Annotated in this window: 16 protein-coding genes; 4 read left to right on the top strand and 12 right to left on the bottom strand. The window is 36.2% G+C overall.

Annotated elements, in window-relative coordinates; translation table 11 throughout:
- Positions 1-544 (top strand): GIY-YIG nuclease family protein (locus MTBBW1_RS21430; RefSeq protein WP_222424136.1); only part of this gene is annotated, 544 nt, incomplete at its 5' end.
- Here the strand turns inward: MTBBW1_RS21430 and MTBBW1_RS21425 are convergent.
- Both MTBBW1_RS21425 and MTBBW1_RS21420 read right to left on the bottom strand, forming a co-directional pair.
- Positions 529-1053 carry a YchJ family protein gene (locus MTBBW1_RS21425; protein ID WP_222424135.1) on the bottom strand — a complete coding sequence of 175 codons (525 nt, stop codon included), beginning with the start codon at positions 1051-1053 and terminating at the stop codon, positions 529-531. The two genes, MTBBW1_RS21430 and MTBBW1_RS21425, sit on opposite strands and share 16 nt — an antisense overlap.
- Positions 1034-1318 (bottom strand): HU family DNA-binding protein, encoded by a 285-nt coding sequence (locus MTBBW1_RS21420; RefSeq protein WP_080806971.1) that lies wholly within the window; start codon positions 1316-1318, stop codon positions 1034-1036. Before MTBBW1_RS21420 ends, MTBBW1_RS21425 begins: the two co-directional genes overlap by 20 nt.
- Positions 1319-1397: 79 nt before the next feature.
- Between MTBBW1_RS21420 and MTBBW1_RS21415 the strand changes: the two genes are divergently transcribed.
- On the top strand, positions 1398-1856 hold the full coding sequence (locus MTBBW1_RS21415; RefSeq protein WP_245809508.1) for a DUF488 domain-containing protein: 459 nt from the start codon (positions 1398-1400) through the stop codon (positions 1854-1856).
- Between the two features lie 2 nt (positions 1857-1858).
- On the opposite strand, the gene MTBBW1_RS21410 is transcribed toward MTBBW1_RS21415, so the two are convergent.
- Positions 1859-2122 (bottom strand): HU family DNA-binding protein, encoded by a 264-nt coding sequence (locus tag MTBBW1_RS21410; protein WP_087881816.1) that lies wholly within the window; start codon positions 2120-2122, stop codon positions 1859-1861.
- A gap of 90 nt (positions 2123-2212) precedes the next feature.
- Between MTBBW1_RS21410 and MTBBW1_RS21405 the strand changes: the two genes are divergently transcribed.
- Complete coding sequence (locus tag MTBBW1_RS21405; RefSeq protein WP_080806967.1) at positions 2213-2500, top strand: hypothetical protein; 288 nt, start codon at positions 2213-2215, stop codon at positions 2498-2500.
- A 321-nt stretch (positions 2501-2821) separates the two neighbouring features.
- Here MTBBW1_RS21405 and MTBBW1_RS21400 read toward each other — a convergent pair whose 3' ends face one another.
- Positions 2822-5530, bottom strand: coding sequence for a flagellin N-terminal helical domain-containing protein (locus MTBBW1_RS21400; protein ID WP_080806965.1), 2709 nt, complete (start codon positions 5528-5530; stop codon positions 2822-2824).
- 329 nt (positions 5531-5859) lie between these two features.
- On the opposite strand from MTBBW1_RS21400, the gene MTBBW1_RS21395 reads away from it, so the two are divergent.
- Positions 5860-6183: a helix-turn-helix domain-containing protein gene (locus MTBBW1_RS21395; RefSeq protein ID WP_186441611.1), complete on the top strand. Its 324-nt coding sequence runs from the start codon at positions 5860-5862 to the stop codon at positions 6181-6183.
- Positions 6184-6236: 53 nt separating this feature from the next.
- Here MTBBW1_RS21395 and MTBBW1_RS21390 read toward each other — a convergent pair whose 3' ends face one another.
- From MTBBW1_RS21390 to MTBBW1_RS21355, 8 genes are all read right to left on the bottom strand, one after another.
- Positions 6237-6713: a hypothetical protein gene (locus tag MTBBW1_RS21390; protein ID WP_080806961.1), complete on the bottom strand. Its 477-nt coding sequence runs from the start codon at positions 6711-6713 to the stop codon at positions 6237-6239.
- A 148-nt stretch (positions 6714-6861) separates the two neighbouring features.
- Positions 6862-7752 (bottom strand): bifunctional DNA primase/polymerase, encoded by an 891-nt coding sequence (locus tag MTBBW1_RS21385; RefSeq protein WP_080806959.1) that lies wholly within the window; start codon positions 7750-7752, stop codon positions 6862-6864.
- Between the two features lie 399 nt (positions 7753-8151).
- Positions 8152-8625: a hypothetical protein gene (locus MTBBW1_RS21380; protein ID WP_080806957.1), complete on the bottom strand. Its 474-nt coding sequence runs from the start codon at positions 8623-8625 to the stop codon at positions 8152-8154.
- A gap of 1269 nt (positions 8626-9894) precedes the next feature.
- Positions 9895-10074, bottom strand: a complete 180-nt coding sequence (locus tag MTBBW1_RS21375; RefSeq protein ID WP_080806954.1) for a hypothetical protein — start codon at positions 10072-10074, stop codon at positions 9895-9897.
- Positions 10075-10279: 205 nt separating this feature from the next.
- Positions 10280-13648 (bottom strand): TOTE conflict system archaeo-eukaryotic primase domain-containing protein, encoded by a 3369-nt coding sequence (locus tag MTBBW1_RS21370; protein WP_080806952.1) that lies wholly within the window; start codon positions 13646-13648, stop codon positions 10280-10282.
- An 80-nt stretch (positions 13649-13728) separates the two neighbouring features.
- Positions 13729-14220 (bottom strand): hypothetical protein, encoded by a 492-nt coding sequence (locus MTBBW1_RS21365; protein WP_080806950.1) that lies wholly within the window; start codon positions 14218-14220, stop codon positions 13729-13731.
- 262 nt (positions 14221-14482) lie between these two features.
- Positions 14483-15238, bottom strand: coding sequence for a radical SAM protein (locus MTBBW1_RS21360; RefSeq protein WP_080806948.1), 756 nt, complete (start codon positions 15236-15238; stop codon positions 14483-14485).
- 659 nt (positions 15239-15897) lie between these two features.
- Complete coding sequence (locus MTBBW1_RS21355) at positions 15898-17043, bottom strand: tyrosine-type recombinase/integrase (RefSeq protein WP_080806946.1); 1146 nt, start codon at positions 17041-17043, stop codon at positions 15898-15900.
- Between the last annotated feature and the right edge of the window lie 192 nt (positions 17044-17235).

Here is a 17235-nt window from a genome sequence, read left to right as displayed (position 1 = left end):
AATAATTCGAAAAACGAGATATGGCCAACTGTATTGGAGTTCATTAGTACAGAAAAGAAATCACGTAGTCTGCCGTTATAAACTGATCATGACTCAAATAGATCCAAAATCAAAAGGCACCTACATACTCATTCTCCAGTTGAAGAAAAAGCAGCATATCACCGTTGGAAAACTGGGAGAAATCAAATTCAGCAAGGGGTACTATGCTTATGTGGGAAGTGCATTTGGAACTGGTGGTTTGAACAGTAGAATCAACCACCACAGAAAGACTCCCAAAAAGAGACTCCACTGGCATATTGACTATCTGAGAGAAGAAGCTGAATTAAAGCAGGTGTGGGTATCTGATCATGAAGAGAATCTGGAGCATGAATGGGCATCAATATTGAGTCATATTGCAATCAAACCCATATCCAAATTCGGCTGTTCAGACTGCAAATGTGAATCTCATCTTTTCCATTTCAAGACAATGGGATTCATGAAGGATTTCAAAGAAATTGTAGCGGAAAAGAATTATATAATAAAACCTTTTCAAAATTTACCATGACATTTTTTGAACTTTTTATTACTCTGACACCAGCAAGGCTCGTTACGACCTATCTTAATTGGCTCAAGTAAAACTCCATCAACGTAATACCACTTATCATTTTCATATATAAACTTTGATTTTTCATGCAGTTGTCCATATTTATTGTTTGCTTGGTAAAACGCTGCAAATTCTACATATTCAATATTAGATTCTTTTTTGTCTTTTTCTTTTTTTAATACTTTAAGACCAAGCCATTGAGTATTCTTAATTGTTTCTTCAAGAATTTCTTCTTCTTTTTCCTCTCTTTTTAAGGGATAATGGGTGTCAACAAGATACTTGATGTTTTCAGTACAAAAAGCTGAATACCTTGACCTCATCAACTGTTCTGGAGTTTGGGGATTTGTTGTGTTTGAAAGATATGGAAGACAACACTCATCATAGTTCTTTTGGCTGTTGCAATAGCATTTTCTGTTTTGCATTAATGAAAACCCTGGATTTATAAACTCTTTATACTTTTTTGTAATCAACTCTTTCCTTCAACTCTTTTCCTGGCTTAAAGAACGGCAACTTCTTCGGAGCTATCTTCACCCTCTTACCACTCTTTGGGTTGCGTCCGGTGTAGGAATCATAGTGCTTTACATAAAAAGAACAAAGTCCCCGAATCTCCACACGGCCACCCTCTGATAACTCCCTGGTCAGTTCAGAGAAAAAAATATCAACAACCAAAGCAGCTTCACATTTGGTAAGTTTTGTTTTATCTTTAAGTTCTTTTATAAGTTCCAGTTTATTCAATAGTTAGCACCTTAAATTAGTATAATGTGTAGTCTTAATCTATAATAATAACTGCAACACAGTAAAAATAATGATTACAATGAATCAAAAAAGCTCAATCAAAATATACACAATAGGATACACCAAAAAATCAGCAGAGAAGTTCTTTGACCTCATCAGGAATGAAGATATATCGACCCTGATTGATGTCAGACTGAACAACACCTCTCAACTATCGGCATTTGCAAAGAAAGATGATCTTGAATTTTTCCTGCATGAACTATGTGCCGTTCAATATTTACATATACCACAACTGGCACCCACGCAAAATATTCTTAAGGCCTATAAAAGCAAGAGTATCACATGGGAAGACTATGAAAAAGAATACCTGAAACTGTTATCCACAAGGGATATAGACAACATCATACAGCCAGATATTCTGAATAAATCCTGTTTCCTTTGCAGTGAATATAAACCTGACAATTGTCACAGAAGATTAGCTGTTGAATATCTGGTTGAATACTTTAAACTTGATGCAGAGGTAAAACATTTAATTTAAAATCAAATCTCTCCCTTATATGTGGAACTCCAGCCAAGCAGTTTTCTAAGCTTCTGGCTCGGATTGAATTTAAAGGCTGTTGATTCTCTTCTTTGATCACAATAAAAACTTCCAAATCCTGTTAAAGATACACCACGCCTTTCTTTAAAGGTCTCATAAAGAGTGCCTGTTATTCCGTCTAACCATAAGGTGGCTGTCTCTTCATCACAGCCCATTTTGTCTGCAACCCTAATGATAAAATCCTTTCTGGAGACTGCTCTGCTCATGATAAAGCCCTTTAAACATACGGTAATATTCATATGCTTGATATAGATATTATATTGTAACACAAACTATATATACGAAAGGATATTACCATGCAAGAAATAAAAAATGAAATTGTAAAAGCAACAGAGAGGGTGAAAGAAGCAAAGGCAGCATTGAAGGAAGCTAAAAAAGCTGAAAGAATCCAGTGGAAACAGGAATTGTTTGAGGATTTCAAGAAAAGGGCTTTGGAAAGAGCCGTTGAAGCTGAAAACAAAAAGAAAACAAGATTAAAAAATAAAGCTCAACAGGTTCTGGATAACGCATTCCAGACAGTATGCAAGCTGATTCCCGATGAAGAGGAACGAGCATTGTTTCTGGAATCCTATGGTCAATGTTGATTATTAACCCTTGTGTCACCAGTGCTGCAATCGTGCTGGTGACTATGCAGTTTTTTTACTCTATTGTTTTGAACGGCAACTTTAAAGTAGAGTAATTCTTTTACAGATATAACAATTTTGGTGTTATTATAGATGAGTCGATTGAATGCCAGCTTCACCTGATTTTATAGTCATGGGTGACGAAACAGGAAAGGGTCTTTCCGGTAACGGTGGAGAAGCATTCAAAACATCTGCCGTTAATTATTAACGCAAGAATCATCTATAGAACATTTAATAAGCAACAACTCGTTTATATATTAAAAGTATAAAATTCAACATTTATTATTGAAGAAGGCTTAACAAGTTCTCTTTAGATGCGTTTGCCTGTGACATTGCATAGGTTCCTGATTGCTGTAAAATATTGAGTTTAGTATAGTTTTTTGATTCATCGGCAAAATCAAGGTCTCTTATTGCAGATTCAGAAGATGACACCTGCACTACTGTTTTTGATATGTTTGCAATAGTTGATTGAAGCTGGTTTTGTGCTGACCCAAGGTTGCTTCTGATTTTATCAATATCCTGTAAAGAGGTGTCTGTAACCTCAATGGATATCTGGGATTCCTCAAAACTTGTTACATCAATATCACAAAGGCGGTACTGTTTATGCTCATCAGGTTCAAGAGAAACATCAATGGTATTTTTATAGTTGTCTTCCGGCCCGGTCAAATCAAGCATATAGATTTGTCTGAAACCTCCGACTTTAGGATTACTTATAAAATTAGTAGAATGAGAGTCAAACACAGCATATCGTCCGTCATCGCTTATGGAAACTGAGGGGGTATCACTATATGAAATTGCAGAATATCCGTCTCCACCTGTTCCGTCTGGAAGCTCTGATATCCTTTTAATTTCCTCTGTCACTGTGTCATACAGGAAAGCATCTGCAACACCATTATTATCATTAAGAGTTAAATCATTTGCAAAAGACCCAAAAGCCACATATCTTCCATTGCTGCTTATTGAACTATTAAAGCTTTCAGCATTTCCAACAGTACCATCTAAAGCTCTGGAAATGAGCTTGGTTTCACCTGTTTGAGTATTATGAAGAAAAATATCGCTTTTTCCATTTGTATCATCAGCTACTAAATCAGACGCATCAGATTCAAACACAACATACTTACCATCTCCGCTAATGGAAGGGTTGATGCTTTCAAAATTACCTGCGTTTCCTGTTATTGCTTTTGAAATAAGAGTATTGGTATTTGTCTGGGTGTTTCTCAGTACAATATCATAAGCACCGTTAGTATCAGGGTCTGTAACTGCCCCTGGATTATTGGCTTGAAACACAACATATTTTCCATCTGAATTTACTGAAGGGTTTTTATTTGGTCCTTGTATCCAGCCACCGTCCACAGGATTAGAATCACCATTATTAGCGGAGATTAGAGTCATTTTATTTAAAAGAGTATCATACATAATTACATCAGTTTGACCGGGCAAGGTATTATCATCTCCATCAATAATATCATCGGATAGAGAAGCAAATACAACATATCTACCATCTCCACTGATATCAAGGTCTGCAGCACCATGTGTCGCCGGAGTGCTACCACCACCCTTTTTTTTACTGATCAAAGATAAAGTACCTGTTTCCATATCACGCAAATATACGTGCCCATATGTAGTTGTTCCGTTATTAGGTTTTGACCAAAAAGCTACATATCTTCCAGAATCATCAATGGCACCTTGCCCACTATCCCCTGTGTTGATTGAAAATCCATCAGAACTGTAAGAAACTAACGATATTTCTCCAGTTGGAATATGATACAAAAATTGATCTGTAGAATTATTTATGTCCCCTTCAACTATATTGTCAGCACTGGATTCAAATATGATATACTCTCCATTGGCTGATATTTGGGAGACTGTACTGTCACCTTTGCCTGCGATTCCATTCAAACCTTTACTTATCAATGTAAAGTTTCCTTTGGTATCCACTGGTGGAGCTTCTTTATTCTTTTGTGCCTGCACTATATCGAAAGCATTGAAACCCTTTGAAATTACTTTTAGCTCTCCAAATGTGGTCAGGTTTTTCTGTTCCAGTATTTCAGGTGGTGTCAATCCTTCAACTTTAATTGCTCTTCCATCGGTGGATACTAACTCCAGTTTTCCCTCAGAGTTGCTGCTTGCAATTACTCCGGTATCCAGTGTTCTGTTGTTAATGGCCTTGACCAATGCTCCGTCAGCATCATTTTCTGATACAGGAAGATCACCTATCTTGATGCCGTTTATTGTAAAGTTTTCTCCGGTTTGTCCTGCAAGTATATGTGATTGGGATTCTACAACGGCAAAAGCCTTGATATCTGTCAGTTCAGTTAAAAGGTTAATCTCGTCAGCAAATGCTCCAATACCATTTTCAGGTTTATTATTGTATTGAAGATCAATATCCTTGGTGGTTAATTCTTCCCCATTCTGCTTATTGGTTGCAGTCATGTTAATGACACCTGTTTCCTGGGGTGTAAAGGAATAGACCTGGGTATGACCTGTTTTGCTTGATTCTGTGGAGTTAATGGAGATATTCACAGTCTCACCTGTTCCGGCACCCACCTGAAATTGTTTATTGGTAAACATCCCGGAAAGCAGCTTCTGCCCATTAAAAGAGGTATTTTTTGCTATTGCGTCAAATTCTTCAAGAAGTCTGTCAATATCTCGTTGAATCATCTTCCTTGTCTCTGCTGTCTGTCCGTCTGAAGATGCCTGAATCGTTTTTACCTTTATGGTGTTCAGGATATCCACAGACTCTTTAAGGGCACCGTCAGCAGTCTGTATTATGGATATTCCGTCAGAAGCATTACGAGCAGCCTGTCCAAGCCCCATTTTTTGTGATCGAAGGGAATCGGCAATGGACATACCGGAAGCATCATCAGCAGCCTTGTTTATCCTTAAACCCGATGACAGCTTGCCCAGACTGTCAGTGACACGGTTATTGGTCTTTGACAGTTTTTGACGGGTAAAAAGAGAAGCTGTATTTGTTTTTACAGATAAAGACATTGTATAATAAGAATCTTTTCCCTTTAAATTAACCTGCCAGTATCAATCTCCAACAAAAAGTTTGTTCCCATTATTTCTATGAAAAAAGTATCGTCTATTCTATCTGACATCTTTAATTTTTATTAAATATAATTCCAATAGACTGATAAACATGGTATCTTTTTCCTATTCTATCTACAGGAATGATTTATATTCAATATTCATTCCTACACAGTACTAAATCTATCTATTAACATTAATAAATATGAATTGTACGTGTGTCAGAATGTTTTATCTGTCTGTTTTTTCTGGAATAATTATAATTTTAATTATTTCGGGAGATGATAGACATGGACACAAAACAGATGATAGGGGCACGTATTCAAAGGATAAGGAAAATGAAAGGCTTTACCCAGGACAAACTTGCCGAGTATGTCAACATCAGTCCCAAGTACCTTAGCAGCGTGGAGAGGGGAAAAGAGAACCCAACTCTGAATACCTTGATAAGCCTGTCAGAGTCACTGGATTCAGATTTAGATGAGTTTTTTAATTTGGTGCAGCTTGAAGACCCGGAAACAAGCAGGAAGATGATAATTGATCTTTTGGATAAAGCTGAGCCGGAGCAGTTAAAAACAATCTATAAGATTCTTGCCGTTATAGTTGAATCAAAATAAAACAACCACCGGAAATCCACCAAATATCAATAGTGGATTCCCTGGATGATTAACTATTCTGTTTCAAGATACTCAGAAATCAGCGAATATTCAAAATCAAGATTTCCTTCCTGTGCAGCATATTCCTCTATGCTCTCTTTTTTTACCTTCAGATTTTTAACTGGCATTGCCTGATAAAGTTCAATGTGACAACCCATTTCTTTTCGGTTCTTTTCAAGGTGATACAGGGCTTTTACAAGGTTATGGTATCCCACTGGTTCATGATGTCCCACCACCAGAAATCCAAGACTGTGTAACGGATTTGCAATGATAAAGGTCTCGTTTGAACGGCAACTGTAGCCATTCTTGATTGCCTTGTTTCCAATCTGAAATACCATTCCCCTTGGTGAAAATATTGATGCTGAATCATTATCCAAGTCCAGAAACTCCAGTAAATCATTGAGATCATATATTGCCTCTGACAGGTGCTTATAAAACTTGACATCAGCTACAGTACCATTAGAAATAGTTACTAATACATAGATATCCATAGATAACACTCCATAATTTAATTGGTTAAGTATTTATCTTTAAATATCTTTATAAAAGTATTTATAGTTTCTATTGGTATAAAGGGAAATATTTACCATGCTGTCAGGTATTTTTTTCCGTTAATATGGATTGCATGGATACAATATCTCACTTGGGTTTCAGACCAACCCAGTACCGGGTACCTTTAGTTTTCTTTTTTTCAAATCCCCTACTTTCCATATCTTTTGTTATATTCCATTTGCCCAATGGTATCTCTTCATTCATATAGCACCAATCTTTATACAAAATGTTAAAAAGTGAAGTTTTGATAAGCAGATCCTTTCCAACTGCAAATCTATCACTGATAAACCTTCCAATCGTATCGGATAAATCAAAACTCAATACTGGAGAGGATTGTACAAATTTATTATTTGTATCTTCTAATAGATCATCAAGCTCTTGACGTAATAGGGATAAATCAAAAAAGGGTTTATCTCTCTGCTTTTCAATTACTTCAGGCAATATACATGTAGCGGTTATATAGGGTGGAGTATTGTGCAGCACATCAAACATCCACTCTGGTAATGGTGATATGGGGTGAGAATCATTTATGATATATGGTTGACCACTCTTTGTAATGGAGCCCGGAGCAGGAATGAATGACCCAGCTGCACAAATGATAATTCCAGGAACATTCATCCTTGTTTTATATGATGCTTTTACTTCAGGATAACTGTAAATAATATATTTAATATCCTCTTCGCATTCAAGTGTAATGGTTTTAGGGAATGGTTCCTTGATGTTGTTAAATTCACACCATTTTTTAAACATTTCTAATTTTATTATTTTAACGGCAATGATTTTGCTTGTACAACCGCATGCTATTCCTGCATTGCGTACTCCGAGTTCCTTATCAAAGTAATCCCTGTCACAAAAATCTGCTTTTTTATAGCATCTCTCGTTCCAGTTTTCTATTGCAGGTTTCAGGTTGTTATACCCTAACGGCAGCAGTGAACAGTTCTTTGATAACTCGCGGTATTGCTCAAGTCTTTCATTCATTTTGGATCTCCATTGATTGATTTGTTGTCTGCTTCAAAAAAAAACCACATCAACCCTTTATGAGTCAATGTGGTCTAATTTTACCATTTGTCTGTTGCTGTTTTTAGGGCAGCCCTCCATAAATCTTTTTATATTTGATCTCTTTTTCCTTGAAACACAAAAGAAATGAGATCATCATAAAGCACAGCAGAAACAGGGATAACCCCAATAATTTATTTTAAAAATACACTCTTATCAGGGACACCCAAGAACTATAAAGATGCAAATAAAGAATGAGGAACTGTCTCAATGTGAACAGTCTCCCCCTAAAATTACAAGGGGATTGTTATTTTCAATATAGACCACATCGGCGTTAAACCTCTGTGGTCTTCATGTGATATCTGTTAATGGTCAAGTTGATTAAAAGAACTCATTTTCAAAAATAATGGTAAATGGTTCTATAAATTTTGCATCTTTTTCAATTGAATAACTATCCATTTGAAAATGCTTGTTAAAACATTCTTCTTCGCCGAAAAGTTTATTAATTACAGTTGAAACAGCATCGGAGTCTGTTATAAAAAGATATAAATCTCCGTCCAGTGAGAAAAATGCTGTCCATACAAACTCAATGTCTGTATTTTCAGCCTTCTCCATATTATGAATAACTATACCGGGTTTTGCATAATCACTTGATTCATAATAAGTTTCTCCCCATGCAAGAAAATAATCCAATTCAAGTTTATGTTTGCATACATTATTAATAAGTACATGTAATACACTTAAAGGGTCGCTACTAACAGAAAACTTTATCTTCAATAATTCTATTGATTTAGCATTAATATTCAGTTGATCTTCGTAATAACTAACTTTTTTCTTAAAATTAAGAATGTTCATGATTTTTTCTCCATATTAAATGATTAAGTTCAAACAATACAAATATTATTTTTATTAAACATCAATATTATCAGGTCATGATACACACCTCCTTTTTTTGAATCAAAAATGATTCAAATAGATTAATAATATTTTCTTTATATCTGTAATTTTTTTATTATTTAGATAAATAGATTCTTAAAGATGATTCAGGGGAAGACACTAAAGTGCCGCCATGCAGCATCAAGAAAGAATAAGGCGGGTAAAAGTACGGTAGGATACTTGCATTAATGGGTAGGTATTGCAGTTAAAGTGACATTGTATTGTGATTTATTTTTATTAAGGACGACTGAATATATAATAAATCTACTTATTAGATTATATTTTATAAAATACAATATATCTTATTCTACTTTTATATTTCTGGAAAAATAGAAAAATTCAATTATTTTAGATATTTAGAGTAGAAAAATATTTGGAAAAATAAAGAAAAGTTTTCTCCAAAAATAGAAAAACATGGGTATATGAATCAGATAAAAACTCCGATAAACTCTTATCCGGGACGCCGAAGAACTATAATAACGGAGATAAAGCAGTATAAACAGACTCAGGAAGAAGCAGTAAATAAGACCCTTCCCCTAAAATTACAGGGACACCTTATTCATATTCATCTTTCTTAGTCCTTCTTAGTCTTAATCCTTATCTTAATGTTTACTTTTTACTATTTATCTTTTCTTTTAATACTTGCTATTCTAAATAATACTTATTAATGTTACTTATTATTACTTCCTTGATATATTTACCTAAAATTGGAAAAAATGGAAAAGTTTCCCAAGTATTTTTCAACATAAATTATTAAAATAATTAGATTTTTCCATTTTTCCCACTTTATCACCACCAGCTACAGAGACAGAAATCTCCAAGCTGTCCCCCCTAAAAAAATAATAATAAATAACAAATTAATTGGGATTCTCCTTTTTTATTTATGGAAAAGAGGAAAAACCTAATAAATTAAATTAGTTAAATTAGAAAATATTTGGAAAAAATTGGAAAAGTTTCCCAAATATAGTTAGGAAGCTTATATAGTTCTATATATGTCATTTAAGATTTATTTAATGGTTTATTTAATGTTAGTTGTATTGGTACTGGTGATACATAGGGTGTGCTGGAGAGCCTGGGATTAATACTCAGGCTCTTCCGTTGGTGCTACTTGTCAGGGGCTTCGACGATGAAAAAGGTTTGCTTGCCTACTTCTTTCGTCTTTGTGCCTTCCTTTTCCCCTTGCCGACTTTAATTTCTCCTCATTATTTCCTCTATGCCGCCTTCATGTTCTGTATCATTCTCAAACAAACTCGGTGTTATTTCTGGATGTTCTATCATATAATCTGGATCGTCCATACAGTACTCAGAGCAGTCCCAATAATAATCATAGCCATTGTCCTCAAGATAGTCTTCTTCTTTAAAAATCATGATAATCCTCCTTTTAGGATTTGAATTAATTTATGGTTACCAGCTGAATTTGAACTCAACTGTGTCTTTTTTATATCCATATGAAATCTGGTAAAAATAAAATTATCTTCCGTTATTCTTACAGTACTTCTTCCGCTAACTCTTCTGTTCATACATCAAGGTTCCCTGACCCTTTAAAACAAGAGCCAGGGGTATTCAAGGGTGTTTACGGAGTGTTTATCTGCTGCATATTTTGCTGCTGCTTCTTGGCTGCAGAACCTTCACATATATCGTATATTTCGATGTTACTTGCCCGTAGTTCACTAAGCCCAAGGATTAAACAAAGTGGTCCTCCAGGCTTCTTAGGCATGATTTGAGCCTTCTTGTAGTGAATAAAGTAGGGCTGGCTTCTGATCTGCTTCAACAGTGCGGGTTTAGAGAGTATTTCCCCGTCAAAATGGTAGTCCTTACACCACTTTTTGAGTATCTGGTAAAACGAAGAGAGGTTAATTCGCAGCTCATTACCTTTTACATAATAATGGGTTTCTGATACTAATTTATAGTTATTATTTAATTTATCATTTGATTCTGACTCGTAGATAAGGGCTACAAATACTTCTGTGATATTATCAACTACACTTCTCTGGGCTTCTTGTTCTTCAATGAGGTTGATACGCTGGCTTTCTTCCGCATGGAATGGAGTTATGGGGAAGGGCTGACCAATTTTCTCAAGGAATATTTTGTTCAATATATGCAATCCAAAACGGGCTATGGCAACGTTATCGCGTAACCTTCCAGTAAAGACAGGTTGTATTTGCTGATGCTCAAACTGGTAAATGGAAACAACTTCTTCATCAGTCATGGTTACAGCCTTTTCAACGATTAATCGTCCAAGGGCTTTAAGATCAAAGTTATTGACAAGATACTCAAAATATTGCTGATATTTTCCAGATTCAGTTTTAGAAGTGCTAACTGCTATCATTCTTTCCATAACTGCCGGTTCTGTTGATTGATCTTCCCCGGCAATTATTACTGGTGCATCATATTTATATCTTATTTTGGATTGGTCTGCCTGTCCCCTGTCTCCACTAAGCCCATTGTATGCGGTTCTAAAGAGTTCAGATATCATATTGACCTTTTCTTCCTTCAATATGCTGGGCTTGTACTCATCAAAAAATATCGGCATGCAGTTGGAAGCATTAACGAGCTTCATCACTGTGAAAGATGTCATCTGGGCAAGCATCTTCTCTGCATTTTGAGTCCCGTGCAAACTCAATACTATTGCCCTTATAGTAGCTGTTTTGGCACTGCCTCTTTCACCAGATACAAAAAGAATAGGGAAAGAGTTTTTAATCATAAAGAGCCTTGGTTTAAAAAAACAGGCAACTGTAAATCCTATGACAGGTGCAGATACATAAGGATGATTAAAATATGCAAAACTTTTTAGACATGCTGCTAAAGATTCGGGTGCCATAGGTTCGGTTTCAAGGATATCAGTATTGTATTCTGTAACATCACCTATATAAACAGCATCAGAACTTCTGCCGTTCATTGTCAACGCCCCGGTATTTGTAAGGTAAGTCCAAAGGCCATTTATTAAATGCAGCCCAATGGTTTTAAAACCTTGTTTGGTGGGAAATTCCTCTTTGGATATTAAATGATGTATGCAATGCACATCAGTTTCCGTTCCCAGAAAAATAAACTCTTTTCCTGGGAGTATAGATAAAAAACGCTGCTTGGAGAGCCATGTTTCAGGGGGGATTACAAGAGAGACCTCTCTTCCACATTCAGAAATCAATTTAGCATTGATGTACTCTTTATTGTCGCATATAATACTTTCAGTCGCTTCTATTCTAAAAGTACTGATAGGTTCATATACTGTTTTCTTATCTACCTGCTTTTCCTTACAGTATTTGTTACTCATTATTCTGATTGGATTTTTAAACACACCACCTTTCTGTTGTGTATAATAGGGACAGTTTGCCTGATCACATATAGTGATACCATCATTAACCAATTCTCTTAATAAAGAGCCGTTACCGCAGCCTACATGATACCTGTTGGGGGCAGCATTTAGAATTTTATATACGCCTTCAACATCGCTCTTGCATTTTAGTTTATCACTGGTTGTATGCTCCAACCTCTGAATTGTATCTGCTTCTGCCCACCCTTGTTTATGTGCAAATATACTGCATACAAACCTGACTTTATGCCTGTAACCTTTTGGAACGGTTGTCTGTGAATCAAACAGTTTATCAAGGCATGGTGGAAGATCCTTGATATTGGAATCCTCCAGATGAACTTCTGCTATCTTGTGTCTGGAAGAGTAATCTTTGACAAGGGAATCGAAATTATCAAGAGTAAAGAGATTGCCTGTGTTATCTACTATTTTTACTGGTTGAGGGTTATTCGGGTCTTTATTATTCTGGCTGAACGGCAGCCTCAGTACTCGGGTAATGTCCTTTGCAGCACTATCCCCACCAGCAACTTCAATCAAAGCATTCTGTACCACCTGCCATTCGGGTGAAGGTAGAGGGATAGTTTCCTGCAATACAAAATAGATATGGTATCCGTGACCCGATGCAACAACAAATGACGACATTGCTATTCCATACTCTTGAAGTTTTGCTGAAAACTGGTTTAACAGCTCTTTTGCATCTGCTGACTGTTCCTCGGCAGATTTAGTTTTATCCGGTGGGTCGATGTCGATAAAAACTGTTTTAATATTGGATATATTCATAAGTGTAGAGCGTTTACCAATATTTTTATTTCTTGGTGCAACCCCGAAAAAACAATCCTGTCCAGCCTTGTTGAGTTTCCTGATGTGATCACATAGGGGGAGCATTGGATTAACGTGAAAAAAGTCGGCATTCACTAAATCAGGTGTTATCTCAACAAGAGCATCTTTACCCAGAATCGTATTTACAAAATTCGATAAATTATACTCAATAAAATCCTGTTTTAATTGATCACCTTTTGGTGGAGTCGGGGATGTATTCAAATCATTTATTACTCGTGCCACATCACTCAACGAGTGCTTTTCGATATTCTTAAGTACAGCAGCTTGATCTTGATAGGGGCTTTCAAAACCGGTCTCAGGGTCAAGGAAAATTCCATTGTTGTCAGACCAGTCAGCACCATTAAATGGTAATTCAAATGGTCGTTCAATCAGACAAAAAGGCTGCGTATGCCCCTCCAGGCTTTCCTCTTCATCAATGATCTGGGCTTCTATTAAAAGGTTTTCCTGGAGTCTGAACACCATGTGAACTGGTATTGGTTCGAAGAAAAAAATCTGTACTGAAAAATCGTTTTCAGCCTTGGCTATCACGTAGCATTTTAATTCTTGAACTTCACACACTGCACAAAGGTTTTTTAATTGCTGCTGTGCATCATCACCGTGAATTCTTATCGAGCAAAGGTAAGCATGATTGTTCGTTACAGGTTTGATTGATAAACGACGTTCTCCCCTGAAATGGGAGAGAATTTCATCATTGGAATTGGTGCCATTCAAATAACAGGTTTGTCCAGGGTTGAAGGCGTTTATAAAGGAATCCATAAATTGCTTCTGGGAATCTGTTATATCAGTATCACTCATATTAACCTCCATAAGATTAATAATGGCGGAGGGTATACTGGATACCCAACCGCCTGTGTTGCCGTTAATTTAATAATTGACTATTCATTAATCATTTCCTTTCTACTTTGTCCTTCAAGATCTTCAAAACGAAGGTATAGCATGTGGTATAGATGAGAATATTTTGTATTCCTTGTCCATTCCTCTTTGATTTCAATAGAATCCAATGATTGATCAAAATATTCTCGATTTTTGCAAATCAATGAAACCGCAAGTTCATATGCGAAAAACATATCATTGCAAAGAACATGAACTGTTCCTTCCGGCGAAAAAATAATAATAAAGAAAATATCAATCATGCTATTATAACGAATGATATATAGTCCAGGCATGTACTCTTCATCCTCCCAGAAAGTCTTTACTGATGGATGTTTTAAATTCATTGCCATCAAATTTCCAAGAATGCGGTAACTATTAAGATTATCTGTTAACTCAAGGTGATATACATCAATACTTCCATATTCTCCTTGTATGGGATTAGGAAAATCAACGAACTTGTGCAAAGGAATTCTTATTTGTTTTATTTTTTCCATATTAAATCTCCTATTAAAATTATTAACTATTGAAGCGTTTCTATTATTATAGCTTTTGGACTAATTTGTATTTTCTGGCTTGCTATAATCACCAGAGATTGACCTCCCTCAACTACTAATGTGTGAATATGGAGGGCACAGTGACGGAACATTGTGAAACTGATGAAAAAAAATTAAATTCATCTATTTTTTATGTTTATATCTAAGGGGAAATCATGGTGGGGCATATATAGAAGCCTGATGCCCCACCAAATCCTACTCATTACAGTTCTGTTAAACTCTTCTTAAGGTAAAAATCGGCATTGACACCGGTAAGGGCTGATGTCACTTCTCGGCGAAATTTGAGCCAGTCAACGCTTTTTTCTACTGCTTTATTGTGGTTAATCTTTCCAACCTTCCAATGATCAACAATCGAGTGTATCCTATTAACAAGATCAATCGCCTGTTTGGGGACAATTACAGGTTCCATGGAAACCCAAGTTTTGATTTCCATTTCATGTGCCTGGGCTATGGTATTTATCCTCTCTTCCACAGATGCTGCTCTTGGTTCCCAGATATCTACCGAAGCCTGCTCTGTGAAAACCAGACTCGTTCCGAATCGTGATTTAGGGTAGCTTGACATAAGATCAAAATCTCTCACTGCACGAGAACCGCCTTTAGTTAAAATTGTGAATGGTAGGTTATGTGCGATCAACATTTTGATAATCTCCCTTGTCAGACCCAGTTCCATTTCTTCATGCTGATATGGGTCATCAATAAAACTTAAAAGTATTTCTGGAACATCATTCAAACGTGATAATTTCTCGATATCCTTTTTTACACGGTTGATAATGTTCTTCTTGGGGTTGGCACCTGCGAAGTAACCCTCTTTTGTTTTGAATGTGCACCCGGGTCCAAAACAATAATTACATTCATGGGTACAACCTTTGTAAACATTCACTGCTCTGCTTGCGTACTCCAATGCCTTACCACTTGGGCAATAAATGACATCTAAGTTTACTATTTTATTTTCTGTCATCTTTTAATCATTGGATCTCTCCATTTTAAATATAGATGAAGAGATCACTCTCCTCATTGTTAATGGGTAAAAATTATTTCGATTAAGGGAACAGATGTTGTCTATGAGATTCAGGTTGAATTTCTGAACATTGTCTTAGCCCAGACCTGAATTACCTCCTTCAACTACTAATGTGTGAATATGGAAGGCACAAAGGCGGAACATTGTGCCGTTGATAAAAAAAATATTTTTTTTGGGGATGAGAGAAATTAGAAGAACACTCAAATAGGTATGGATAAGTTGAAATTGATATAAAAAATTACAGCAGACTCCACATATTAAAGAGGATATTGGCGGGATTGGATAGACACTATTTTTTTATTGCCATAACCCTTAAAAGGTGCATTATATGGGAATATTTTTGAGGATAAAGGAAGTAGATAAAGAAGTATATAGGAAGTAGATGATGTTTTTGAAGGGGTATTTTGAGGTATTTTTAAGTATTATCAAGTATAGAGGATAAAGTGTATAACTATTTGGAATTAAAATAAATAGTAATAATTTCTTGCTCTTGTTCGAATTGTTGTTACGGCCTCTCACGCCGGAAGCCGGGGTTCGATTCCCCGTGGGGTCACCATAATAAAATCAAGCACTTAGGAGAAATTCTAAGTGCTTTTTTTTTATGTGGTTGCGGATAGGTTGCGTTTGGTTGCACCGCCATCGAAGTCATCCAGCCTATCAACTTCATTTTTCTTCCCGCCTGGAACCCAATGATAATAAATATCCATGGTAAATTTCACAGAGTGATGACCAAGCTGCTTTGACACATCAGCAATATTATCTCCATTAGAGATCCTTATTGTTGCATATGTATGTCGAAGATCATGTATTCGAATCTTTCTCAAGCCAGCCTGTTCAATCGCTTTGTAAAAAACTCGCCTCATATAGCTCTCATGGAATGGATTACCATTGCTCTTTACAAAGACCCATTCTGGAACACTTTTCCACCCATTCTTAAGCGTGTCTATCTTGCGTTGATGAGACAATTCCTTTAATGTTGCAGTCAACTGAAGTGACATGTCCACCTTTCTACTCTGACCACTTTTCGGAGTCTCTATCTTACCTTTTGAAAATCCTCTCTGAATATTGATAAATCGATCATCAAAGTCGATATCCTTCCATTGAAGCCCCAAACATTCACCCAACCTGATTCCAGTTCTTGCCATTGTAAGAAACATTGGGTAGTACAGCGGATGATTCAACTCAAGACAATCAAGCAGCTTTTTCAGTTCTTCCTGGGTATACGGTTGAATAGTTAACTTCGCCTGCTGTTTTTTGAATATCTTACCAACATTATGAGCTGGATTCACTGCAATAACTTCATCATCAAGCGCCAGATTCAAAACTCCAGAAATAGCATTTTTCATGTGGGAAACTGTACTTGTCGCAAATCCCTTGTTGATTTTTTTCATCAAGAAATTTTTAACTATCAATCTCGTAATTTCAGTTACACTCTTCTTCCCAAACTCAGGCAACATATGATTTTTCAGTATCCCATTGTAATCACCTATTGATGATGGTTTGCATGTAGCTGGTACAGTCACGCCGATCCACATTGTGGCATATTCTCCAAATAGAGGATTTTGTTCTTCTTCTTTGTCATCATTGAAATCACCTAATGCGATCTTTGCTTCAATTTTTTTTGCCACCTCAAGTGCAACACGTTTATCCTTCCCAACTTTCTTCGCCTTTCTCTTCCCATTGTGGTTAATAAAAATCCACCACTCTCCAGATCCTTTTTTCTTTTCTCTGACTTTAGCTCCCATAATACCTCCAATTGGATTGATCTATGGTTGTTAAAGTCACGTCAAAACACCTCTACGCAACTTTGATCATACCACATAACCCCCAACAGTAGCTGTTTTTTTAGTAGCTATAGCGCTCAGCAAAACTGATACAGTTCTACTCAGGTAAATTGATACAAGACCCAGCTTCCCGTTGCTTTATCCAGCAAGGCA

The organism is Desulfamplus magnetovallimortis (assembly GCF_900170035.1).
Classification (GTDB): Bacteria; Desulfobacterota; Desulfobacteria; order Desulfobacterales; family Desulfobacteraceae; genus Desulfamplus; species Desulfamplus magnetovallimortis.
The sequence above is the reverse complement of the archived record's forward strand: the minus strand, read 5'-3'. Positions and strand labels throughout refer to the sequence as shown.